Genomic DNA, 23,468 nt, shown 5'->3' with positions numbered 1-23,468 from the left:
GGATGCGTATGGTTGTGGAACACGATCTGAAAATACCCGTGCGGGACGGCTGTTTATTGAGTGCCGACCTCTATCGCCCGGAAACCGCCGAAGCAGTGCCGGTGCTCATTCGCCGGACGCCCTACGGGAAATCGGGGAGCCCGGGCGGGGCGTCCGTCGACGGCCTGCGGCTGGTGCGTTCCGGATACGCGCTGCTGGTGCAGGACGTGCGCGGCCGGTTCGCCTCCGGCGGTGCCTTCGAGCCGTACTGGAACGAGGCGGCGGACGGCGCGGACACCGTCGCCTGGGCGGTGGCGCAGCCGTGGTGCGACGGCTCGGCGGGGCTGTTCGGCCGCTCCTACGAGGCCATGGCCGCACTTCTCGCGGCGGCCGAGCGGCCGCCCGGTCTTGCCGCCGTCGCCCCTCACGTCGCCTGTTCCGGGTTCGACGAGGGTTGGACCCGCCAGGGCGGCGCCTTCCAGCTGGGCTTCGTCCTGTACTGGGTGCTGTACGACCTGCTGCTCAGCGGTGCCGGGCTGGCCGGGCCCGAACTCGCCGAAGTGGCGGGCGCGGTCGACCGGATCGACGACCTCTACCGGAACCCAGACGCCGCCGCGGACCTCCTGGACCGGCTCGCCCCGTACTACCGGCAATGGCGTGAGCACCCCGGCGGCGACCCGTACTGGCGGCGTGCCGCACCCCGTGAGTCGTATCCGGCGATAAACGTCCCCGCGCTCAATCTGACGGGTTGGTACGACATATTTCTCGCCGGTGCACTGGAGAATTACCGGGGAATCCGGGAACAGGGCGTGGAGACGACTCTGGTGGTCGGCCCCTGGTCCCATTGCGTCACCGGCGGAATTTTCCCCCAGCGCCGCTACGGACTGGCCGCCGACGAAGACCACCTCGATGTCACCGGTCTGCACCTGGACCACTTCGACCGCCATGTGCGCCGTCGGGGGAGTGGTGCGGCCCCCGATCCGGTACGGCTCTTCCTCACCGGCGCCGACGAGTGGCGCACCTTCCCCGACTGGCCGGTCCCCGGCACCGAGGAGTACGTCCTCCACCTCGACGGGCGCGGCCTGACGCACGGCCCGGCTCCGGCGGCCTCCGACAGCGACCGGATCCGCCACCACCCCGCTGACCCGGTGCCCACCACCGGCGGGGCCACCGCTCTGCCCGGCCAGTTCACCGGCGGCGACTGCGGCCCGCTCGACCAGCGCGAGGTGGAGCGGCGTGCCGATGTGCTGTGCTTCACCGGCGCTCCGCTCACCGCCCCGCTGACCATCGTCGGCGACACCGCCTTGACGGTGTTCATCACCCCGGACGCCGCGGGCGCCGACGTGACCGGCAAACTCGTCGACGTCTACCCGGACGGCCGGGCGGAGCTGCTGTGCGACGGCATCGTCCGGCTGGAGTCCGCGGCGGCCGCGGCGGCTGCGGCGGCTGCGGCGGCTGCGGCAGCCGTGGGTGCCGTGGGGAGACGGGGGGACCCAGGGTCGGGTGCGGCACCGGCTCCCGGCGAGCCGGTCGAGGTCACCGTCCGTCTGGGCGCGATCGGCCATGTGTTCCGCGCAGGCCACCGGATCCGCCTGGAGATCGCGGCCAGCAACGCGCCGCGCTTCGACGTCCATCCCCCGGTGGTCGCGCACCACACGGTCCACCATGGCGGTGACCATCCCTCACGCCTGCTGCTGCCGCGCCTCGTCGGCGGCTGACGCGGCGGCTGCGCCCGCGGCGCCGGCGGCGACCGGGTGGAAGACCGACAGGTCGGCCACCTTCTCGATCCGCCGGCCCGCCTCCCAGTGCGCCCGCCCCAGCCGCCGCATCTGGGCCTTGGACAGGCGGGTGCTGTGCTGCGGAATCGACCGCACCATCCGGGCCCGCTTGGCCGAGACCGGGTAGCGGTCGCGCACCTGGTACGGGTCGTTCAGCAAGTGGTGGACGGTGCCCGTGTGGAAGGCGCCCTTCAGCAGCGCGTAGTAGGCCGCCGCGCCCACACCCTTGTCGCGGGCGCAGTGCACCAGCGTCCGCGACGCCTCGAACAGCCGCCACAGCACCGGCACCGCCGGGGTGGTGAACACGCCGGTCTCCTGGGCGATGCCCTCACCGACGCCATAGCGGAAGTAGCTGCGCATGTTCGCGAAGCCGTGCTGGGCGTCATGGAAGATGCGGGCCTCGGGCAGGTACACCACCGGGATGCCGGCCAGCTGGAGCCGGAAGTCGAACTCCCGGTCCTCGCACCAGTGGATGAGTTCGTCGAAGTGGTAACCGCCGATGTGGTCGACGATGTCGCGGTTGTAGATCAGCGGCGGGGACAGGGCGCTGATGTAGTCGCCCTCGTCGAACTCCCGCACGCGAGCGGTCAGCTTGCTGAGCAGGCCGTCCGACTCCCCGTACACCACCTGCCCCTTGACCACCGGGGCGGTGAGGACCGCACGGACCATGGCCCGGACCACGCCTGGGGCGAAGGTGCAGTCGGAGTCCATCAGCAGCAGGTACTGCCGGTCGGTGGCGGCGGCCCCCGCGTTGTAGGCCGCGCCCAGGTTGCCGACGTCGTCGATCTCGGTGACCGTCAGCGGCCGCGGGTGGTCCGCGATCAGCTTCAGCACCGCGTCACTCGGGCCGTTGAGCGCCAGGACGATTTCGACGTCCTCGTCGATCGACGCGATGCAGTCGGCGATCCGCAGATCGTCGCGCAGGGCGATGACCACGGCGGTCCGGGCGATGCCCTGGTCGACCGCGGCCTCGTCCACCGGGTCGGTGGCCATCTTGTTCTCCCTTGTTTCCGGCGTGTCGGTGCGGTGTGCGGGCTCCGCGCGGGCTGTGCGGCCCGCGCGGAGGGAGCGGTGTGTCCGGTGCGCCTCGTGCGGCGGTGGTGTCCGGCGCGGCGGGGGGAGCGCCGTCATCCGGCCGGGTCCTTGAACCGCAGCGGCAGCGCGCGCAGTGTGCGCTCGGCGATCGCCTCCGCCTCGGCCGGCTCGGCGGCGTACGCGATCACCCCCGCCAGGACGTCGGCCCCGCCGCGGTAGGGCGGCACCACGGTGCCGGGCGCCAGCTCGGTGCCCCAGAACACGTCGTGCACCCCGGCCCGGCGGGTGACGTCCCGCGGGTCGCCGACCCACTCCACCACCCCCCCGTCCGCCGGCAGGAACCGCTGGACCGCAGCCTTGCTGTGCGTCGGTGCCAGCTCGGCCGGCTCCAGGGGTCGGCCCAGGGCCAGCCGCACCACGTTGGGCAACGGGTCCACTCCTGTCGCCAGCCTCATCACCTCGGTGGCGATCCGGGCGCCGGTGAGCCGGCAGGTGATCTCCAGAAGCACCACCCGGCCGTCGTTGGTGCGCAGGATGTCGGTGTTGATCACTGCCGGGTCCAGGCGCAGGGCCCGTGCCCCGCGCCGTACCGTGTCGGTGATCTCGTCGATCTGGTCGGCGGTGAGCCGGCTGGGAAGTGTGTCGCCGCCCTCGAAGAAGTACGGGGCGAACTCCTCCTTGCGCCCGTACTCCCGGTCGGCGAAACCGAACGGGTGCAGCTCGCCGTCGACCATGAAAGCCGCCAGCGTGTGCTCGGTGCCTTCCAGGAACTCCTCGATCACGATCCGTCCGCCGGGGCTGAGCCGCAGCGCCTCCGCGGCCAGCTCGCGCACCCGGTCGGCCGACTCCACCTTCATCACGCCCAGCGACCCCGTCCGGTCACTGGGTTTGATCACCGCCGGCAGGCCGATCCCGGCAACCGCCTGGACCGCCTCGCCCACGCTCTCCGCGGTCGCGAACCGGGGCAGGTCCAGCCCCGCCTCGCGCAGGATCGCCAGCCGCCGGTCCTTGAGGGTGCAGTTGAGCGCTGTCTCCAGGGGCAGCCCGGGGCAGCCGAAACGGTGCGCGAGCGCGCTGATCACCGGCGGGTTGTCGGCACCCAGCGAGAACACCCCGTCGATGCGGTCGATGCCGGCCGCCGACAACTCGCCGATGACCGCCACGGCGTCGTCCGGGTCGCACACCAGCAGCACGTCCGCGGCCGCCCGGGCCGGGTCGGTGGGCGTGTCCGTGACCACCACCAACTCCAGGCGCGGCGAGCACAGTTCGGCGAGCGAGTGGTCCATCCCGGTACCGATCCCGCAGACCAGGAGCCGGTCAGTCACGGCGGCCTCCCGCCGGGCCGGCGGCGGGCGGGGTGCACAGGCTCAGCACCTGGAAGACCTCCGCGTGCCCCGATCCGGCCGACACAGCGCCCCGGTAGCGGGCCAGCCCCCGGATGCCCTCGTCCCAGGCGGCGTGCCGCAGCTGGGAGACGTACGCGCGCATCGCCTCGACCTTGGTCTCGATCTGCCCGCCGATGTCCTCGGCGTACTGGAACCGGGCCATCGGCGCCCACACCTCGTACCCGAGCACCAGCCGGGGCGCCGGCATCGGCTGTTCGCCCACCTCCTGGAAGAACTCCGACTGCGCCATCCACAGCGCCTCGGTGGTCAGCTGGTGCACCATGCGGTGCTCGACGTCGTCGTCGTTGTCGTGCGGCAGGTAGACCACCTGTGGCCGCACCTCGCGCAGTACCCGTACGAGGTCCAGGTGGACCCGGCGGGAGAGGACGAAGTCCCGGGAGGGCTCGTCGAAGCGGACGCAGCGGTGCACGCCCAGGGTCTTGGCGGCGGCCTCGGTCTCGGCGGCGAACTGGGCGTCGGTGACGGTGTCGTCGAGGGCGCTGCGTTCGCGTCCGATGACGATGACCACCGTCACTCGGGCGCCGTCGCGGACGTGCTTGGCGATGGACCCGCCGCAGCCGATGACGTCGTCATCGGGGTGCGGCGCGACCACCAGCACGTCGGTGGTCCCGGTCATGCCCGCGCCTCCGGCAGTTCCCCGGCCCAGCCGGCCCACTGCCCCGTCAGCGCGATGCCCTCGGCGAACGGCGTGCGGGCGGTGAAGCCGAGCAGGCGCCGGGCCTTGTCGTAGCGGGCATGGGCGGTCGAGCGGTACAGCTCCAGCTCCCAGTCCGGCACCGGCTCCCCGGGGGTCTGCGTCGCCGGCCCGTCGAGGCCCCGCAGGGCGCGGACGGCGTCGAAGAACATGCCCCAACCCAGCTCCTCGCCGTTGCCGACGAGGAAGCGCCGGCCCGCGGCCGCCTCGGCGTCCACGGCCAGGAGCACCGCGTCCGCCAGGTCGTCGACGTACACGGCGTTGCACACACCGCCGTCCTCCCCTGCCGGGAGCGCGGCGAAGTCGCTCTCCGCGCGCCGCAGCTGGGCGGTGGTCCACTGGCCGCCCCACGGTCCGTAGACCACGCCCGGCTGGAGAACGACGGTTTCGAGATCGGGCCCGTGGGCGTCGAGGACCAGCCGCTCCGCGGCGAGCTTCTGCTGCTCGTACTCGCGGTCGGCGGGGTCGGCCGGGCGGGCCGGCGACTGCTCGGTCAGCGCGCCGGTGACGGCGGGGTCGTAGACGTCGATGGTGCTCAGGTGCACCACACGGCGGACCCCGGCGGCGCGGGCGGCGGCGAGGACGTTGGCGGTGCCCTCGACGGATGCGGCCCAGCGGTCCGCCTCGTCGCCGGAACTGCCGAACGCGCAGTGGACGACGGTGTCGCAGCCCTCGAAGGCCGCCCGTAGGCCGTCGGTGTCCATCAGGTCGCCCTGGCGGAACTCCAGCCGGTCCTGCGGCAGTACGGACAGCCGTGCGGCCCGGCCGAAGCCGCGGACCACCGGCCGGACGCGGGCCTGGGTGCCGAGGACCAGCCGCTCGACGAGCCGGCCGCCGATGAAGCCGCTCGCGCCGGTGACGGCCACGGTGCGGCCGAGGAGCGCGGGACCGCCCTGCCCGCCGTCGCCGCGCGTGGTCCACGGCTGCGACGCGGACCGCTCGTCAGCGGGAGCGCCGTAGCAGTCCTGGATCAGTTCCACGACGCGTACGCCGTCCTCGGGGCCGGAGTGGACGGGGGCGGTGCCGCGGACGGCGGCGGCGAAGTTGGCGAGCTGCTCGGTGAACAGCAGCTCCCACTCGGCCTGGGCAGGGGCCACCGCGTCCACGTCGCCGCGGTGCAGCTCCACGCCGTCCGCGGTGACCAGGGTGCACTCACCGGCCGGGAAGTCGGTGCCGATGGTGACGGTCGCCTTGGTGCCGGTGACCTTGCAGGAGATACCGAGATCGCGCAGCCGGCTGAAGTCGCAGTGCACGTCGGCGGAGCCGAAGCGCAGGTGCGCGGTGGCGTCGGTCTCCACACCGCCGAGGGAGTTGTCCTCGTAGCGGACGACCTGCACGTCGGGGCCGAGCCACCACAGCAGTGTGTCGAAGACGTGCGACGCGGTGTCGGTGAGCACGCCGCCGCCCGCGAGCCGCCGGTCGAACATCGACCAGGAGACCGGCTCATGGGCATACGGGTGGCCCTCCGCCCAGTCGACCCGCACCACGTCTCCCAGGTCGCCTGCGTCGATGAGCCGCTTGACCCAGGCGTAGGCGGGGAAGAGCCGCCGCGGGTGGGCCATCGCCAGCACGGGCGCGCCGGCACCGGCGGCGGTGGCGGCCAGACGCCGGGCGTCCTCGACCGAGGTGGTCATCGGCTTCTCCAGCAGCACGTGCTTGCCGGCCGCCAGCAGCCCCTCCACGATCCGCGCGTGCAGGGTGTGCGGGGCGACCACCACGGCCGCGTCGAAGGCGTCGGCGACCTCGGCCGGGTCGGTGGCCGTCATCACCTGGTCGGCGTCGGCGCCGCCGAGTTCACCGTAGAGGGCGAGGGCGGCCTCGGCCTGGCGCGGGTCGCGGTCGATGAGCGCGGTCAGTCGCACGAGCCCCTTCAGTGCGGGCAGGGCGGGCACATGGCAGCCGTGGGCGGCTGCGCCGCATCCGACGATCGCGAGGCGTACGGGAGTCATGCTTGTCTCCAGGGGTTCGAAGAAGGGATGGCTCGGGTGGGACGTGCGCCGCGGAGGCCGCTGCCGTTCACGGTCACGGTCACGGTCACGGGACCGTGACCGTGACCGGGGTGGGGCCGGCCGGGTGGTGGACCCAGACGTTGGGCTCGGTGTACGTGCCGTACCCGTCCTCGGTGACGCGCAGTGGTACCAGGGCGCCGGGCAGCGGGTAGTCGCCCGGCCCCGGCAGCGGATGGTCGAGGACCTCTTCCCAGCGGCGGATCGGCTGACGGATCACCAGGGACCGTTCGGCAATGGCCAGTTGCCGGGCGCCAAGCTCCAGATGGGTGCGCAGCCACGGGTCGAAGCAGCGGCCGTCGGGGCGGCGCCAGGCGGCGTACTCATCGATGGGGATCAGCGGGTAGCGCGGCTTGTGGGTGGGCCGGACCGGGATGATCACACCGCGCGGGCCGTGCTCCGCGGCCCGTCGCCGGACCTCGGTCAGCAGCCGTTCGGCGTGGCCGGCCGCCCGGTGCGCGGGATCGACGGAAACCGACAGCATGCAGACGGCGTCCGGGTGGTCCGGCGAGCCGTGGTCGACGCCCTCCACCAGGACCTCGTCACTGCCGGACGGCAGCGACGAGGCGGTGCCGTCCCACGGGACTGGCAGTCCGTTGGCCGCCGCCACCAGCCGTCCGTCCCCGTCCACCAGGCAGAGCTGGTGGTCGGGGTACCGCTCGTACATGCCGTGCCAGCGCCAGTTGCCAGGGGACTCCCAGCTCATGAAGGCGGGCATGTTGGCGCCGATCAGGGCGTCCACCTCGGGCAGCAGCCAGGGGTCACGGGACAGATCGGTGAGGGTGAGGGCCACGGCGCGCTCAGCCCAGCAGCCGGGTCTCGGCGGTGGCCCGCATCTCGCGGGAGCGCCGCAGATCGGCCGTCACACACACCCGCTTGAGCCAGCGGTCGGTGCCGTCGTAACGTGCCTGGAACGGCAGCCGCCCGTGCACCGCGCGGTGGTTGTCGATGAACAGCACGTCGCCCTGGTCGGCGACGACTTCCCGCATCCCGGCGTCCACGACCTTGAACAGCGCGTCGTAGGCACGCCGGGCCTCGGTGTCGTGCTCCGGCACCGAGGTGAAGTACGGGTCGAGCCGCATGTACGGGTCCAGTCGCGAGCCGTAGAGCAACGGGCAGAGCGGCCGCTCGTCGATCATCCGCTGGATGGTGGCGAACCGGGCCGCCTCCTCATCGGAGGTGATCGTGTTGTTCTTCGGCAGATGGGACTCGTCGGGCGCGATGTGGTAGCGCGGCTCGAAGAGGATGTCGATGTCCTCGGGGGACAACGAGGACAGGTCCAGCTCGCCGACCGTGGTGGGCACGTGGTCGGGGTTGCGCAGCGCCCCGAGGATCAGGTAGTCGCTGCGGTACGGGTGGAAGGCGTCTTCGGTGTGCCAGGTCAGCAGCTCCTTGCTGCCCATCCCGAGCTGGTCGTTCTCGTGCCGGCGGATCGGGAAGATGTCGTGCACGAGGTGGCCGTCCTGCTGGGTGGCCCAGCCGAAGGGCTCGCCGAGCAGTGCCGAGTAGAGCATCAGCAGCAGTTCCTCGGGGAACTCCGGGCCGGGCCGGCCGCGACCGCGCCAGTGGGCGGGGGTGGGGCCGATGCGCTGCTGGTCGAACTCGTGCCCGCGGATCACCGCGTGGCCGTGGCGGTCGGCCAGTTTGAACTCGCGCAGGAAGTGCTGCACGCCCAGCGGCAGCCGAGCCGCGAGTCCCGGCAGGTCGCGCAGCAGGACCGGGTGGCCGAAGGACGGGTAGTCGGTGGCCAGTTCGAGGCTGAGCTCCGCGGTCATGGCGGCCTCGTCGGGCGTCAGGGTGTAGCTGGGCGTGGACTGGTCGGTGAGGTTCGACATGCCAACTCTCGCTGAGTGGTCGGGGATGGTTGCTGCCCGCGGGCGGCCGGAGCCGGGGCCGTGGGCCCTCGGGTCGTGCTGGGTGACGTGGTGGTCCGGGTCGTGCGTTGTGACGTGGTGGTCCGGGTCGTGCGTTGTGACGTGGTGGCCCGGGTCGTCGTTGTGACGTGGTGGTCCGGGTCGTGCGGGGTGACGTGGTGGTCCGGGATGTGCTGGGTGACAGCCCTTCAGAGGCGGTCGGCCTCGCGAGCGCCGAGCGACTCGGCCAGCAGCTGGGGGGTCGGACACGTGAACAGGGCGCTCACCCGCAGTCCGGCGGCGGCGGGGAAGGAATCGCGCAGCCGCGCGAGCAGACGCATGGCGAGCAGGGACTGCCCGCCGTGGTCGAAGAAGTCGTCGTCGGGGCCGAGCCCCGGCGTGCGCAGGACCTCGCGGAACACGCCCAGTACGGTGCGCAGCGGCTCGTCCGGGTGCGGCTCCGCGGCGTGGGCGGGGATGACAGGCGCCGTCTGCGCCGCGGCCGCCGCCCAGGTGGCCAGCCGGCGCTTGTCGATCTTGCCGTGTGGGTTCTTCGGCAGTACGGACACCCGGTACAGCACCCTGGGCACCGCCCAGTCGGGCAGTTGCGCCTCCAGCGGCACCACCAGCGCGTCCCGTTCGGTGCCTGTCATGCGGACGGCCTCACCGGGAAGCGGGGCGGCCCCGGGGTCGGCCGGGACCGTGAAGGCCCACAGCACGGTGCCGGTCTCCGGGTCGGGGAAGACCACGGCCTGGTCCACGCCCGGGACTTCGCACAGGGCGCGCTCCACCCGGGCGGGTTCGAGCCGGTGGCCGCGGAGCTTCACCTGGTCGTCGACCCGTCCGAGGAAGACCAACTGCCCGTCGGCGTCGATCCGCCCGAGGTCGCCCGTCACGTACAGGCGCGCTCCGGGTACGGCGGCCGACGGGTCGGGCACGAACCGACGTGTGGTTTCGGCCTCGTCGTCGAGGAAGCCCCGGGCCAGCAGGGGCCCGCCGATGTGGATCTCCCCGGTCTCCCCGTCCGGCACCGGCTGCCCGTCGCGCCGGACGCTGATCTCGACATCCCGCAGCGGTGTGCCGAGCGGAACCTCCTCGGCGTCGGCCGGGAGCAGTCCGGTGTAGAAGGTCGAGCTGACGGTGCATTCGGTCAGCCCGTACACATGGGCGAGGGCGGCCGGTTGGCGTGCCTGCCACTCCCGGTAGGGCCGTGGGTCCATCCGCTCGCCGCCGACCACAACCGTGCGCAGGCCGGCCGGCGTGGTCAGTCCGCTGGTGTCGAGCCAGCGGGCGTACTCCAGCCAGTACTGGGTGGACAGCTCCACCACGGTGGTCCGGGTCCGCGCCATCGTGGTGTGCAGTTCCTCGGCGTCCAGGGCCCGGGTGTCGGCCCGGCACACCACGGCGGCGCCGGCGGCGAAGGCCGGGAACACCTCCTCGATGAGGACGTCGAAGCCGAGCGAGGCGACCTGGAGCCAGCGGTCCCTCGCCGTCAGACCCAGCCGCCCGGCGACCCCGGCCGCGAACCGGCGCAGTGCGTCCCGCTCGACGACCGTGCCCTTGGGCCGGCCGGTGGATCCGGAGGTGAACAGCACGTACGCCATGTCGGAGCCGGCGGCCCGTACGGCGGGGCGCGACGTTCCGTCGCCGTCGTCCTCGTCGGCCGGCACATACGCCCCCTCGGGCGCGTGGCCGCCGTCGCCGAGCCACACCGCCGCCCCGGTACGGCGTACCAGCGCGGCGCGGGCGGCGGCCGGCAGCCGGTCGTCCAGCACGGTGAAGCCCGCCCCGGCCTTCAGCGCCGCGAGCATCCCCAGCACCGTGCGGGCCGGGTCGGCGAAGGCCAGACCCACCAGTCGTCCGGGGCCTGCGCCGTGCCCGGCCAGGGAGGCCGACCAGGCGTCGCTCAGCCGGTCCAGGGCCTGATACGTCAGCACCCGGTGCGGGGTCACCAGCGCCGGCGCGTCGGCGTGTTCGTGGACGGAACGGTCCCACAGGCCGAGCACATCGGGCCCGGTCACCGCGGTCACCGGGCAGCCCCGCGGGTACGCAGGAACTCCGACAGCCCCGTGAGCCCGGCGCGGAAGCTCACCTCGGGGCCGCCGAAGCCGAGCCGCGCGCCGTGCGGCACGCCGAAGGCGGTGCCCGGCACCAGCAGGGTGCGGTGGCGGGAGAGCAGCTCCAGGCAGAACCGTTCCACCGCTGCCGGCCCGGCCGCCGCCCGCTCCAGCTCCCGGAAGACGGGCAGCGCGCACACCCCGCCCTCCGGCGGGGTCCAGCGCACCAGGTCCTGGTGCTCGGCCATCCAGTCCGTGAGGTACGCGAGGTTGCGCCGCGCCTCGGCCGCCCGCGCGCCGATCAGTACGTCGGCGTTGCGCATCGCCCGCTCGGCCACCAGCTCCACCAGTGGGGACAGGAAGAGGGTGGTCCGGTCGCGCAGCGGGAAGGTCGCCGTGAGCAGTTCCGGCGGTGCAACGGCCCAGCCCACCCGCAGCCCGGGCAGGCCGAAGGTCTTGGAGAAGGTGCCGTACGACACGGTGCCGCCGCCGACGGCGCCGGGGTCCGGGAGCGCCTCCCAGCGGTGGGCGATCTCCGCGGTGGCGGCGTCCCACACCAGGACGGCACCGGTGGCGGCGGTCCGTTCGGTCAGCGCCGTGAGGCCTTGCGGCGAGAGCGTGAGCCCGGAGGGGTTGTGCGGGAAGTTGACGATCACTGCTGCGGTGCCGGGCGTGATCAGGCGCTCCAGCACGTCGGGGTCGATCTCGCCGTCGCGGACGGCGGCGGCCGGGAGTTCGGCGACCTCACAGCCCGCCGCCCGGGGGTAGTGGCCCAGCGAGTGGTAGATGCCCTCCTGGACGACCACGCGGTCGCCGGGATGGAGCAGCGTGGTCAGCGTGAGTGCGATGGCCTCGCTGGAGCCGTGGGTGACCATCACCCGTCGGGCGTCACCCCTCGCGTAGCGGTCGGCTATCGCCTGGCGGATGCCCGCCCCGCCCTGGGAGACGCTGTCGTCCATGACGATCTCGTCGAGGTCAGCGGCCGGGATGCTGCACAGGTCGCGTATTTCGGCGAAGGAGTACGGGTGGACGCCGCTGGAGCTGATGTCGTGGATGTCGGGGCCGAGATGCCGGCGGTACCACTCCTCCAGGACCGGAGGATCTTCACGCCGCAGACGGAGACTGCTCATGGCTGTTGGCAACTGTCCCTTCCCTACCCCTGACGGGTTTCACGCCACCACCGCTGCCCGGCGACCGGGAGCGTGTCGATGGGGTCGTAGTAGTGGTACGAGCCGCTGTGGGCGTCGGGGTCCGCAGCTTCCAGCGGTGTGAGATAGCTCTTGCTCCAGTGCGATACGCCGAGCTCGCGGTCGTAGGAGTCGACCTGGTCCACCCACCGCTTTCCTGCCATCGGTACGTCGCACACGATGCGCGGGGTTGCGAAGCCGGGGAGGTAGCCCATGATCTGACGCTGGATCAACTGGGCCCGGTGCAGCGGCACCCGCCAGTGCTCGGCGTTCGGGATCATGTCGCACATGTAGAAGTAGTACGGAGTGACGCCCGCGTGGTCGGCGAGCGCGAAGCACAGGTCGAGCAGGTCGTGCGCGCTGTCGTTGACCCCGCGCATCAGCACGCCCTGGTTGCGCACGTCGTGCAGGCCGGCGTCCAGCAGCGCCCACGCCGCCCGCGCCACGCCGGGCGTCACCTGCTGGGCCGCGTTGGCATGGGTGTGCAGCGCGATCCGTACCCCCCGGGACCGGGCCTTCTCCGTGATCCGTCCGACGCCCTCCAGCACCGGACCGGAGTTCCAGTGCTGGGGCAGCCCGATCAGCCCCTTGCTGGCCAGCCGGACGTCCCGGATCGAGTCGATCTCCAGTAGCCCGTCGACGAAGCGCTCCAGCCGCGGCCAGGGCATGTTGGCCAGGTCGCCGCCGGAGACCACCACGTCCCGGATGCCGGGCGAGGTGCGCAGGTGCGCAAGGATGCGGTCGGCCCGGTCGACCGGCTTGAGCTGGAGCCTGTTTTTGGCGACCTGGGGCGTTGAGTTGCCCACCAGGTCCATCCGCGTGCAGTGTCCGCAGTACTGGGGGCACGTCGACAGCAGCTCCGCCAGCACCTTCGTGGGGTAGCGGTGCGTCAGCCCCTCGACCACCCACATGTCCTGCTCGTGCAGGGAGTCCCGGCTGGCCATCGGGTGCGACGGCCAGTGCGGGTGCCGGTCGGAGAACACCGGCAGCATGTAGCGGCGTACCGGGTCGTCGTAGAAGGCCTTGGTCAGCTCGCCCGGGCGGGCGGCTGCCACCTCGGGGGCCATGGTGTTGATCATCTGGGGCGGCAGCAGCACCGACATCGTGGCGCGGTGCAACCGGTCCCGCTCCCAGTCCTCGTAGAAGCTCTCGTCGAGTAAGTCGCCCACGACGGCGCGCAGCCCCTTGGCGTCCTTCACGCAGTGCGCGCGCTGCCACTGGGGGTCCGCCCACTGGGCTTCGGTGATGTCGCGCCATCCGGGGAAGCGCCGCCAGTCCGGCTCCACGAGCGGACGGCTGCGGTACTCGTAGACGCCTTCCAGTGCTGCCGGCTCCGTATGGCTGCCTGCTGTATCCACCAACCCGCCATCCATTCCCGTTGGTTCCGGCTGTATCGCCTGACGGCAACCGATCTTGCAGAGCGTCGGAGTTGTACACGAGGGGAGTAAGTTGTACGGGGCACGGGGCCGGAGTGCCCCTGTACAAGTCGAGGCGGCCCATCGGGAAGAGCCAGCGGTGGGCCGGGCGTTGAAGGGGGTGCGCCGACAGCGAGTTCGGATTCGGTCGACCGCCTTCGGAGGTGGCCGGAATCATGAGATGACGACTTGATCGGTATGTCAGCGGCATGTACCAATTGTCGAGAACTTCGGTGCGGAGGCCCGGCAGCCACCGGCTGTTCGCACCGCCGGACCGTACGCCGCTGACCACGGTTGTACGGCAGACAAAGACGTGCGATTCATCGGGACAATCGATTACCCAGGGGGATAAGTGCCCAGGCCAGAGCGGTTATTGGACCCCACAGCCGGACCGCTGGAGGAATTCGCCCACGACCTGCGCAGGCTGCGGAGACAGGCCGGCAACCCCGCCTACCGCACCATGGCGAAAAAGGCCCACTACTCAGTGGCCACGCTCTCGGAGGCCGCCCGCGGGCTGCACAAACCCTCTCTGAAGGTGACGCTCGCCTATGTGGCCGCGTGCGGGGGCGATCTGGAGCTGTGGACGCGCCGCTGGTACCGCGTCAGCAGCGAACTGGAAGCACGCGACGCGCCGGCGCGCGGCCAGCCGGGTCGCGCCGTCCAGACGCCTGCCCAGTCGCCCCCCGGCCGCCGCCGGACACCGCAGGGCGCCCCGGGCTCCCGCACCTCCCGCGCCGCCGCGAACGCCCCCGGCGCGGACGCCCTGACCGGCGACGAGCGGGCGGAACTGCACCGGCTGCGCGGCGAGGTGGAGGAGCTGCGGCAGGCGAACGAGGTGCTCAAGGCCGCGTCGGCGATCTTCGCCGCGGATCTCCGCACAACGGCGCAGGTCGTGTACAACGCGGGGGGCCGACAGGATCGGTCGGCGTGACCGGACGCCGAGCGCCCATGGGGCGGGAGGCGGAACCGGACGATCCTGACCGACCTTTGGGGACTGACCATGCGTGTGCTCGGAGTCAACGGCTGGCCCGGGGCCAGCCACGACGGTGCTGCCTGCCTCGTCGTGGACGGCGAAGTCATCGCCTTGGCCGAGGAGGAACGCTTCACCCGTAACAAGCACGCCTACGGGGAGGCGCCCCTCCACGCCGCTGCCTACTGCCTCGCGGAAGGCGGTCTCACCCTGGACGACATCGATGTCGTCGCCCACGGGTGGGACCTGCCCACGCTCTTCCGGGATCGCGGCCTGGACTGGTTCGACAGCGACGCCGACGCCCTGGAGCACCTGCTGCCGAAGGCGCTGTTCCCGCGCGCCCACGATCCCCGGCTGACCTTCGTCAACCACCACCTGGCTCACGCCGCCAGCGCCTACCACCTCTCGGGGCGGGACCGGGGTGCGATCCTCGTCCTGGACGGCCAGGGCGAGAACGAGAGCACCACGCTCGCCGTCGGCATCGACGGCGAGATCAAGACCCTTCGCGCGCACACCCCCGGCTGGTCGCTGGGTTATTTCTACGCCGCGGTCTGCGAGTACGCGGGCCTCGGCTCCGACGCCGCGGGCAAGATGATGGGCCTGGCCTCGTACGGAACCCCTCAGGACCTCACCTTCGGCGACGCCTTCGGCTTCACGGACGAGGACTTCACCATCGGCGTCGTCCCCCCCGGCCTGCGCTCCACCGGCAGCACCGACGAGGAGTCCGCGACCATCCGGCACTGGCTGGAGCACCTGGAGCAGGCCCTCCCGGACGCCCCCAACCGCTCCGTCCGCCGCTTCGACCCCCGCCTCGGCCGCTACACCAAGGTCACGGACCGGGACCCCTTCGAGTACCGCGACATCGCGGCCACTGCCCAGGCCGCCCTGGAGCGCGCGGTGATGGGCCTGGTCCGCGGGCTGCTCCGGGAGACCGGCGAGACCACGCTGCTGATCGCGGGCGGCGTCGGCTTCAACGCCACCCTCAACGGCAAGATCATGCGCATGCCCGAGGTCGGGGACCTCTTCGTCCAACCCCTCGCGGGCGACCAGGGCGTCTCGCTCGGCGCGGCGGTCTGGGCCGCGGCCCGGGAAGGCGACCGGATCCAGCCCATGAAGGGCTCGGTCGCCTGGGGCCCGCAGTGGACCCCCGACGAGATCCGCCGCGTCCTGGACGCCTCGGGCACCGCCTACTCCGAGCCTGCCGACATCGCCGCTGCGACCGCCGAGGTCCTGGCCGCCGGCGGGGTCTCCGGCTGGTTCCAGGGTCGCGCCGAAGGCGGACCCCGCGCTCTGGGCAACCGCAGTATGGTCGCCGTGCCGGATCCCGAGTCCACCCGCGACCGGGTCAACGTCCGCATCAAGGACCGTGAGGCGTGGCGCCCGTTCGCCCCCAGCATGCAGGAGGAGGCGGCCGAGGCCCTCATCGGCACCGCCACCCCGCTGCCCTACATGATCGTCACCACCCCGGTCACCGAGGCCGGCGCCCAGGCCATGCCCGCCGTGGTCCACAGCGACCGCACCACCCGGCCGCAGACCGTCTCCGCCGGCGTCGACCCGCTCTACCACCGCCTCATCGGCGAGGTCGGCGAGCACACCGGCACTGCCGTCATCATGAACACCTCCTTCAACGGCCGTGACGAACCGGTCGTGTGCAGCCCGCACGACGCCCTCGCCACCTTCCGTCGGCTGCCCATGGACGCCCTCGCCCTCGGGCCGTTCCTGATACGCCGCGCCGACTCCCCCGGGGAGGGCGGCGCATGACCGCCCCGGCCCGGCCGGACACCCCCACGAACCCGGCTCCCGCTCCGAACACCCCGGCCGTCGAGGAGATCCACACCCGGCTCGCCGGCTGGCTCGCCGAGGCGGTCCTCACCCCGGCGGCCGACGCGTCGGCCCCGCTGCGCGACCTCGGCGTGGACTCCCTCGACCTGATCCGCACCGCCCGTCGTATCGAGGCCGCCTTCGGCGTCCGGGTGCAACTGCGCGAACTGTTCGCACCAGGGCTGACCACGGCCCGCCTGGCCGAACTCGTCGCCGAGCGGGCCGCCCGACGCGGCTCCGCCGACGCCGCCCCGCCCGGCGCGGCCCACGGTCCGGTCGTCCTCACCCCGTCCCAGGAACAGGCCTGGGAGGAGCAGACCGGCGACCGCGGCCACTGGAACCAGGCGATGCTCTTCACCACCCGGCCGGACCTCGACGCCGAGCTGTTCGGCGAGGCCGTCCGGCGCCTGGTCGCCGGCCACGCCTCCCTGCGTCTGGCCGTCGAGGCCCGCCCCGCCCGCCGGCCCCGGCAACTGGTCGCGGCCATGGCCCCCGACGGCCTGACCGGCACGGCCGTGGACGGCCCGACGGGCGCGGCCTCTGACGGCCCGACGGGCACGGCCCTGGACGGTTCCACAGGCGCGGGCTTCGTCGGCTCGACCGGCACGGCCGTGGACGGCCCGACGGGCGCGGTCTTCGGCGGCCCGACGGGCTCGACCGGCGCGGCCTCTGACGGCCCGACGGGCACGGCCCTGGACGGTTCCACAGGCGCGGGCTTCGTCGGCACGACGGGCGCGGTCTTCGGCGGCTCGACCAGCGCGGTCGTGGACGGTCCCACGGGCACGGCCCTGGACGGCCCGACCGGCGCGGTCGTGGACGGTCCCACGGGCGCGGCCTTCGGCGGCTCGACCGGCGCGGCCTCTGACGGCCCGACGGGCACGGCCCCCGACGGCCCGACCGGCACGACCCTCGACACGGTGCTCGACACCGTGGACATCTCCGAACTCGCCGACGCCGAACTGTCGGCCGCCGTCACCCTGCGCTGCGCAGTCGAACAGCGCTCCCTCGATCCGCAGGCGGGACGCGTGGCCCGGTTCGTCCGGTTCGACGCGGGCCCGTCCCGCCCGGGCCGACTGCTCATCGTGGTCCATCAGCTCGCGTTCGACATGGTCTCGTGGTCCGTCCTCCTCGCGGATCTTCAGGAGTTGTACACGGCCCTGGAAGCCGGCCGCCGCGACGTGTGGGCCGCCGAGGGCACCTCGTACCCTCAGTGGGCTCAGGCGCTCGCCGCTCACGCCCGCACGCCCGAGGCGGAGGCCGAGGCCGAATGGTGGACGGAGGTGGCCCGTACCCCCGCCACCGTCCCCCTGGACCACGCCGTCGCCGACCCTCGCGCCGCGAACACCGCCGCCACCGCCGCCACCCACCGCGAGGAGTTCCCGGCGGACCTCACCGCCCGCCTCCACACGGCGGCCCGCGCCCACCGCGCCCACCCCGGGGACCTGGTCCTGCACGCCCTGGGCGAGGCGCTGGCCGACTGGCTCGACGAGCCGGCGGTCCGGGTGGACATCCTGCGGCACGGCCGCGAGGAAACCGTCGGCGGCACCCATCTCGCCCGCACCACGGGCTGGTTCACCACCACCGTCCCGGTCCGCCTGGACCTCGCTCCCGGCACCCCGGCCGAACGGCTGGCCCGGACGGTGGGCCACCTCGCGGCCCTGCCCGGCGGCGGAGTGGGCCACGGCGCGCTCGCCCGCCACGGCCGGCCGCGGATCTCCGCCGCGCTGCGGGCCGCCCCGCCCAGCGACGTCTCCTTCGACTTCGAGGGCGACGACGCGGACGCCCTGCCCCTGGGCACCCTCCTGCCGGACGTGGCACCGGAGGCGGTCGGCGACATCACCGCCCCGCACTGGGTGCGTCCGCACCTCATCGAGGTGATCGCCACCACCGACGACGAGACGCTGCGCGTCGAGTGGTGGTACTCCGCGCTCCTGCACGACCAGGCGACCGTACGCGGACTCGCCGCCCGCCACCGGGCCGCCCTCACCGCGCTCGTCGCCGCGGCGGCCGAGTCCGCCGCTCCCGAGGCCCGCACCCGCTGAACACCCCACGGACGAACAAGAGAAGACGCCTGCCATGACCCTGCCCAGCGTGCTCGACCCCTTCTTCGCCGTCGCCCGCTCGGATCCCGACCGGCCCGCGGTCATCGACCACGGAGTCACCGTCGGATACGGCCAACTGGCCCGCTGGGCGGGGGCGGTGGCCGAACTCCTCGCCACCCGGTCCCCCGGGCCGTACCCGCCCGTGGGCATCGTCGTCCACCACAGCGTCCGCGACATCGCCGCGATCCTCGGCGCCCTCGCCGCCGGCCGCGGCTACGTCCCGGTCGCCGACGGACCCGCCGGGCACACCGACGAGGCCCTGCGCGCCCTCGGCTGCCGGGAGTTGATCGCCACCGCCGAGACCGGCCGGCTGCCCGCCGTGGACCGCGTCCTGCGCCCCAACTGGGGCCACTCCCGCACCCCGGTCCGATACGGCGGCGAGCCCGTGCGCGCCCAGGACCCCGCGTACGTGCTCTTCACCTCGGGCTCGACCGGCGCCCCCAAGGCCGCCGCGATCCCGCACGGCGCGCTGCACGCCGTCCTGCCCCACCTGCGCGAACTGTACGGGGTCGGCCCGGACACGGTGGCCCTCAACTTCCATCGCGCGGACGGCGACACCAGCCTGGAGGAGATCCTGCCCACCCTCCTGGCCGGCGGACTCGTCGTCCTCGACGAGGACAGCGAGGCGGACCTCGACCGCGTTCTCACCGACCACGAGGTCACTCATCTCAACCTGCCCGTCGACTACTGGCACATCTACACCGGCGACCTGCTGGAGAGCGGCCGGAAACTCCCCGGCACCGTCGAGACCGTCGTCATCGGCGGGGAGGCCGTCCGCCCGGACATGCTGGAGCGCTGGCAGCGGCTCGGTGCCGAGGACGTCCGGCTGCTCAACACCTACGGAGCCACCGAGACCGCCCTCGTCACCCACAGCGCCGTCCTCGCCGGCCCGGGGGCCGTCGGCCCCTTCCCCGACGGCGTTCCGATCGGCCGCCCGCTGCCGTCCGTACGACAAGCCGTGGTGCCCCGCCCTGACGCGCCCGACGGCCCCGGCGAACTGGTCGTGGCCGGTCCCCAGCTCGCCACCGGCTATCTCGACGACCCCGCGCGCACCGCGGCCCGCTTCGTCGAGGCCGACTTCGGCGACGGAACCGCCCGCTGGTACCGCACCGGGGACCTCGTCCACGAGGCCGCCGACGGCACCCTCGTCTTCCACGGCCGCATCGACCACCAGGTCAAGATCCGCGGCCACCGGGTGGACCTGCTGGACGTCGAGGAGGCACTCGGCCGCCTCCCGGGCGTGACGGCGGTCGCCGCCGCCGCGCACGTCAAGGGGGAGCACATCGCCCTGGTCGCCTTCGTGGTGCTCGCTCCCGGCGGCGCGGGCGAGGGCTCGGGCGACGGCGCAGGCGCGGGCGAGGGCGCAGGCGGGGGCGACGGCGCAGGCTCGGGCGACGGCGCCGCGGAGGACGGCGGCGGCGCCCCCGCCGACCCCGCCGCGCTGCGTGCGCAACTGCGGGCTACTCTCCCCGACCATCTGGTCCCCGACCGGATCATCGCGGTCCCCGAGCTGGTGCACACCCGTACCGGCAAGGTCGACCGCGCCGCCACCCGGGACCGGTACCTGTGACCAACCGGCTCTTCGACGCATCGGTAGCCGCCGCCGTACCGGAGGTGGACGCCCGGGGCCCCTGGTCCTACCTGTGGTGGCTGGCGCGGATCCGGCCCTGGCCACTGGTCCTCAGCGCCCTGCTCGGCACCCTCTGGATGGTCCCCCTCGCCCTGATCCCGCTCGTCGTCGGGCGGGCCATCGACGAGGCCGGGCAGGGCGCCGGCCAAGCCGGCCTCTACCTGTGGTCACTGCTCGCGCTCGGCCTCGGCGTTCTCCAGGCGCTCGCCGGCGCCGGCCTGATCCAGGCCGCCGTCGGCGCCGAGGCGCACGCGCTGTCGTACAGCCACCGGGTGCTGTTGCGTCAGGTCGTCCGCCTCGGCGCCACCTTGCGCGCCAAGGCCCGATCCGGCGACGTGGCCGCCTCGGCCGCCGCCGATGTCGAGAGCATCGGCAACGCCTTCGAGGTCGTCGGCCGCGCGGTCGGCGCGTTGATCGCCGCCGTCCTCGTGGCCGTGGCCCTCACCGCCACCTCGCCCGTGCTCGGGCTCGCCGTGCTCATCGGCGTCCCCGCCGCGGTTCTCGTCATCGGCCCCCTGCTGCGGCCGCTCCAGGAACGCGACGAGGCCCAGCGCGAGCAGATGGGCATCGCCACCGCACAGGCCGGCGACATCGTCGCCGGCCTGCGCATCCTGCGCGGCATCGGCGGCGAGGCCGGCTTCGCCGAACGCTTTCGCCGCACCAGTCAGCAGGTGCGCCGCGCCGGCGAGTCCGCCGGCCGGATGGAGGCATGGCTCGAGGCGGCGGGTGTCTTCCTGCCCGGCCTCGTCACCGTCGGCATCGTCTGGTTCGGCGCCCGCCTGGCCCTGAACGGCACCGTCACCGTCGGCGAACTGGTCGCGTTCTACGGTGCCTCGGCCTTCCTCACCCTGCCGGTGAGCACCGCCACCGAGGCCGCGGAGACGCTGAGCCTGGCCAAGGTCGCCGCCGGCCGGCTCTGCACCCTCCTGCGCCTCACTCCCGAGACCACCCAGCCCGCACACCCCGAACCGCTGCCCCGCGGCGCCCTCTCCCTCGCCGACGAGCACACCGGCATCACCGCCGAGGCCGGCCGGCTCACCGTGATCATGGCCACCGCCGACCGCGCCGGGGAACTCGCCGGCCGGCTCACCCGCCCCGGCGGATTCGGCGACACCCCGCCCGTGCTGCTGGGCGACGTCCGGCTGGACCGGGTGGACGTCACCGAACTGCGCGCCCGGGTGGTGCGGTCCGGGCCCGCCGACACCCTGTTCAGCGGCACGGTACGGGAGGAACTGACCGCGGGGGCCGCCCGGTCCCGCGAAGCGCTGGACAACGCGCTGTTCGCCGCCGACGCCACCGACGTGATCGACGCACTGCCCGACGGCCTGGACTCGTACCTGGACGAGGGCGGCCGGGCCCTCTCCGGTGGCCAGCGCCAGCGCCTGGTCCTCGCCCGGGCCCTGCTCGCGGCCCCCGACGTCCTGGTGCTGGAGGACCCGACCGCCGCCGTCGACGCGCACACCGAGGCCCGGATCGTCGAACGGGTGGCCGAGCTGCGCGCCGGCCGGACCACCGTGGTGTTCAGCGACAGCCCGCTGTGGCGCGGCGTCGCCGACCACGAGGTCCGGCTCGACGGGGACCCCGTCCCCGGCAGCCCCGACCGCTCCGCAGGAGTGCCCTCATGACGACGACCCCCACCCAGGCCGCCGCGGACACGGGCGCAGCCCCGGTGCACGCGCCGGCCGACCCGCCCGGCACCCCCGGGCGGCTGCCGCTCGCCGACCGGGCCGAAGTCCGCGCCTGGACCGACGCCTTCGTCCGTGGTGAGGCCGGCCGACTGGTCCTGATCTTCGCGCTGTTCGCCGCCGCGCTGGTGGCGGGGCTCATCGGCCCCCGGTTGCTGGGCCACCTGGTCGAGTCGGTCAAGGTCGGCACCACAGCGGGCCGGGTCGACGTGCTCGCCCTGCTCTTCGTTTGCGTCCTCGCCGGCCACACGCTGCTCGCCCGGGCGGCCCGCACCCAGGCCACCCTGCTCGGGGAACGCGTCCTGGCACGGACCCGTGAGAACTTCGTCCGCCGGGTCCTCGGGCTGCCGCTGTCCGAGGTGGAGAGCGTCGGCACCGGCGACCTCCTCAGCCGCGCGACCACCGACGCCGACCGGCTCAACGAGAGCATCCGGCAGGCCGTCCCGCGCATCGCGCTGGCCGCCGTCACCCTGGTGTTCACCGTGGCGGCGATCCTGCTGACCTCGCCGCTGCTCGCCCTCGGCCTGCTCGCCGGCGTGCCGTTCGCGGTGCTGTCCACCTGGTGGTACCGGCCGCGCGCGACCCGCGCGTACGAACGGCTGCTCGCCGAGGAGGCAGACGTCCTGGCCGTCACGCACGAGACGGCCCGGGGGTCCGCCACCGTGGAGGCCCTCGGCCTCGGCCCGCGTCAGACGGTGCGGCACGGCGGGGCCGTCGACCGAGTGGTCCGCACCCGGCAGCGCACCACCTGGCTGCAGACCATCTGGTTCCCGAGCCTGGACCTCGCCACCATGGTCCCGACGGCGCTCACCCTGCTGGTCGGCGGACTCGCCTACCAGCGTGGCGCGGTGGGGCTGGCGGAGCTGACCGCGGTGGTGCTGTACGTGCAGGCCCTCGGCGAGCCCCTGAACGACCTGCTGACCTGGACCGACGAACTCCAGATCGGCAACGCGGCGCTGCGCCGGATCCTGGGTGTGGAGCGGCTGCCGCGCGAGGAGCCGCGGCTGACCGCTCCCACCGAGGGCCACGCCATCCGGCTCGAAGGCGTCGGCTTCGGCTACGGACCCGGCCGCGAGGTCCTTTCCGGTGTCGACCTCGACATCACCCCTGGTGAACGGCTGGTCGTGGTCGGCGCCTCCGGCGCGGGCAAGTCCACCCTCGGCAAGCTGCTGGCGGGCGTTCACCACCCGACCCGGGGGACCGTACGCATCGGCGGCGCGGATGTCACCACCCTGCCAGTGGGCCAACTCCGGCGCGAGATCGTGCTCGTGACCCAGGAGCAGCACGTCTTCACCGGCACCGTCCGGGACAACCTCTCGCTGGCACGCGGCGGCGACGGCGAGGAAGCCCTGCCGGACGAGCGGCTGGCAGGCGCGCTCGAAACCGTACTCCTGGCAGACTGGGTACGGTCCCTGCCCGACGGACTCGACAGCGAGATCGGTCCCGGCGCCGCTCCGGTGTCCCCCTCCGCCGCCCAGCAACTGGCGCTCGCCCGGCTGCTGCTGTCCGACCCGCACGCGCTGGTCCTCGACGAGGCCACCGCGCTGCTGGACTCCACCGCGTCACGCCGCGTCGAGCGGTCCCTCGCGGCGTTGATCGAGGGCCGTACGGTGATCTCGATCGTCCACCGCCTGGACTCCGTCCGGGACGCCGACCGCATCGCGGTCATGGATCGCGGCCGGATCGTCGAACTCGGGAGCCATGAGGAGCTCCTGGCGGCCGACGGCGCCTACGCGGCCCTGTGGTACTCCTGGGACTCGGCCCACCGCTCAGGCGCCACCCGGAACACCGGCCTGCCGGAATGACGGGTGATGTCCACCCGGAAAGGGATCGGAGCGTCACCGAGGCCG

General features: G+C 73.4%; 16 protein-coding genes. 7 read left to right on the top strand and 9 right to left on the bottom strand.

Annotated features, from left to right (window positions below; all coding sequences use genetic code 11):
* Positions 1 to 2: 2 nt before the first annotated feature.
* Positions 3 to 1,697, top strand: coding sequence for a CocE/NonD family hydrolase (locus ACH5AF_RS27065; protein ID WP_398905040.1), 1,695 nt, complete (start codon positions 3 to 5; stop codon positions 1,695 to 1,697).
* On the opposite strand, the gene ACH5AF_RS27060 is transcribed toward ACH5AF_RS27065, so the two are convergent.
* From ACH5AF_RS27060 to ACH5AF_RS27020, 9 genes are all read right to left on the bottom strand, one after another.
* Positions 1,662 to 2,750, bottom strand: coding sequence for a glycosyltransferase (locus ACH5AF_RS27060; RefSeq protein ID WP_398905038.1), 1,089 nt, complete (start codon positions 2,748 to 2,750; stop codon positions 1,662 to 1,664). The two genes, ACH5AF_RS27065 and ACH5AF_RS27060, sit on opposite strands and share 36 nt — an antisense overlap.
* A 134-nt stretch (positions 2,751 to 2,884) precedes the next feature.
* Entirely contained in the window at positions 2,885 to 4,117 is a 1,233-nt protein-coding gene (locus ACH5AF_RS27055; protein WP_398905036.1) for an acetyl-CoA carboxylase biotin carboxylase subunit family protein, read from the bottom strand.
* The gene (locus ACH5AF_RS27050; RefSeq protein ID WP_398905034.1) at positions 4,110 to 4,814 is read right to left on the bottom strand and encodes a PIG-L deacetylase family protein; all 705 of its coding nucleotides are present in this window, start codon (positions 4,812 to 4,814) and stop codon (positions 4,110 to 4,112) included. The genes ACH5AF_RS27055 and ACH5AF_RS27050 overlap by 8 nt, the downstream gene beginning before the upstream one ends.
* Positions 4,811 to 6,841, bottom strand: coding sequence for an NAD-dependent epimerase/dehydratase family protein (locus ACH5AF_RS27045; protein WP_398905032.1), 2,031 nt, complete (start codon positions 6,839 to 6,841; stop codon positions 4,811 to 4,813). The genes ACH5AF_RS27050 and ACH5AF_RS27045 overlap by 4 nt, the downstream gene beginning before the upstream one ends.
* A gap of 85 nt (positions 6,842 to 6,926) precedes the next feature.
* Positions 6,927 to 7,691 (bottom strand): GNAT family N-acetyltransferase, encoded by a 765-nt coding sequence (locus ACH5AF_RS27040; protein ID WP_398905029.1) that lies wholly within the window; start codon positions 7,689 to 7,691, stop codon positions 6,927 to 6,929.
* Positions 7,692 to 7,698: 7 nt separating this feature from the next.
* The gene (gene vioC, locus ACH5AF_RS27035; protein ID WP_398905027.1) at positions 7,699 to 8,733 is read right to left on the bottom strand and encodes an arginine beta-hydroxylase, Fe(II)/alpha-ketoglutarate-dependent; all 1,035 of its coding nucleotides are present in this window, start codon (positions 8,731 to 8,733) and stop codon (positions 7,699 to 7,701) included.
* Positions 8,734 to 8,960: 227 nt separating this feature from the next.
* Positions 8,961 to 10,781: an amino acid adenylation domain-containing protein gene (locus tag ACH5AF_RS27030; protein WP_398905026.1), complete on the bottom strand. Its 1,821-nt coding sequence runs from the start codon at positions 10,779 to 10,781 to the stop codon at positions 8,961 to 8,963.
* On the bottom strand, positions 10,778 to 11,938 hold the full coding sequence (gene vioD, locus ACH5AF_RS27025; protein ID WP_398905025.1) for a capreomycidine synthase: 1,161 nt from the start codon (positions 11,936 to 11,938) through the stop codon (positions 10,778 to 10,780). Before vioD ends, ACH5AF_RS27030 begins: the two co-directional genes overlap by 4 nt.
* 23 nt (positions 11,939 to 11,961) lie before the next feature.
* Positions 11,962 to 13,353: a KamA family radical SAM protein gene (locus tag ACH5AF_RS27020; RefSeq protein ID WP_398905023.1), complete on the bottom strand. Its 1,392-nt coding sequence runs from the start codon at positions 13,351 to 13,353 to the stop codon at positions 11,962 to 11,964.
* Between the two features lie 430 nt (positions 13,354 to 13,783).
* Between ACH5AF_RS27020 and ACH5AF_RS27015 the strand changes: the two genes are divergently transcribed.
* The 6 genes from ACH5AF_RS27015 to ACH5AF_RS26990 all read left to right on the top strand — a co-directional run bounded on the left by ACH5AF_RS27015 (position 13,784) and on the right by ACH5AF_RS26990 (position 23,423).
* The gene (locus ACH5AF_RS27015; protein ID WP_398905021.1) at positions 13,784 to 14,341 is read left to right on the top strand and encodes an XRE family transcriptional regulator; all 558 of its coding nucleotides are present in this window, start codon (positions 13,784 to 13,786) and stop codon (positions 14,339 to 14,341) included.
* A gap of 69 nt (positions 14,342 to 14,410) precedes the next feature.
* The gene (locus tag ACH5AF_RS27010) at positions 14,411 to 16,141 is read left to right on the top strand and encodes a carbamoyltransferase (RefSeq protein ID WP_398905020.1); all 1,731 of its coding nucleotides are present in this window, start codon (positions 14,411 to 14,413) and stop codon (positions 16,139 to 16,141) included.
* Positions 16,138 to 18,243 (top strand): condensation domain-containing protein, encoded by a 2,106-nt coding sequence (locus tag ACH5AF_RS27005; RefSeq protein WP_398905018.1) that lies wholly within the window; start codon positions 16,138 to 16,140, stop codon positions 18,241 to 18,243. Before ACH5AF_RS27010 ends, ACH5AF_RS27005 begins: the two co-directional genes overlap by 4 nt.
* A 34-nt stretch (positions 18,244 to 18,277) precedes the next feature.
* Positions 18,278 to 19,873, top strand: coding sequence for an AMP-binding protein (locus ACH5AF_RS27000; RefSeq protein WP_398905015.1), 1,596 nt, complete (start codon positions 18,278 to 18,280; stop codon positions 19,871 to 19,873).
* A complete protein-coding gene (locus ACH5AF_RS26995; RefSeq protein WP_398905013.1) occupies positions 19,870 to 21,558 on the top strand; it encodes an ABC transporter transmembrane domain-containing protein in 1,689 nt (562 codons plus the stop codon). The genes ACH5AF_RS27000 and ACH5AF_RS26995 overlap by 4 nt, the downstream gene beginning before the upstream one ends.
* The gene (locus tag ACH5AF_RS26990) at positions 21,555 to 23,423 is read left to right on the top strand and encodes an ABC transporter ATP-binding protein (protein WP_398905011.1); all 1,869 of its coding nucleotides are present in this window, start codon (positions 21,555 to 21,557) and stop codon (positions 23,421 to 23,423) included. Before ACH5AF_RS26995 ends, ACH5AF_RS26990 begins: the two co-directional genes overlap by 4 nt.
* Positions 23,424 to 23,468 lie beyond the last annotated feature (45 nt).

This window comes from Streptomyces sp. NPDC018833 (assembly GCF_044390825.1).
Lineage (GTDB): Bacteria > Actinomycetota > Actinomycetes > Streptomycetales > Streptomycetaceae > Streptomyces.
The sequence above is the reverse complement of the archived record's forward strand: the minus strand, read 5'-3'. Positions and strand labels throughout refer to the sequence as shown.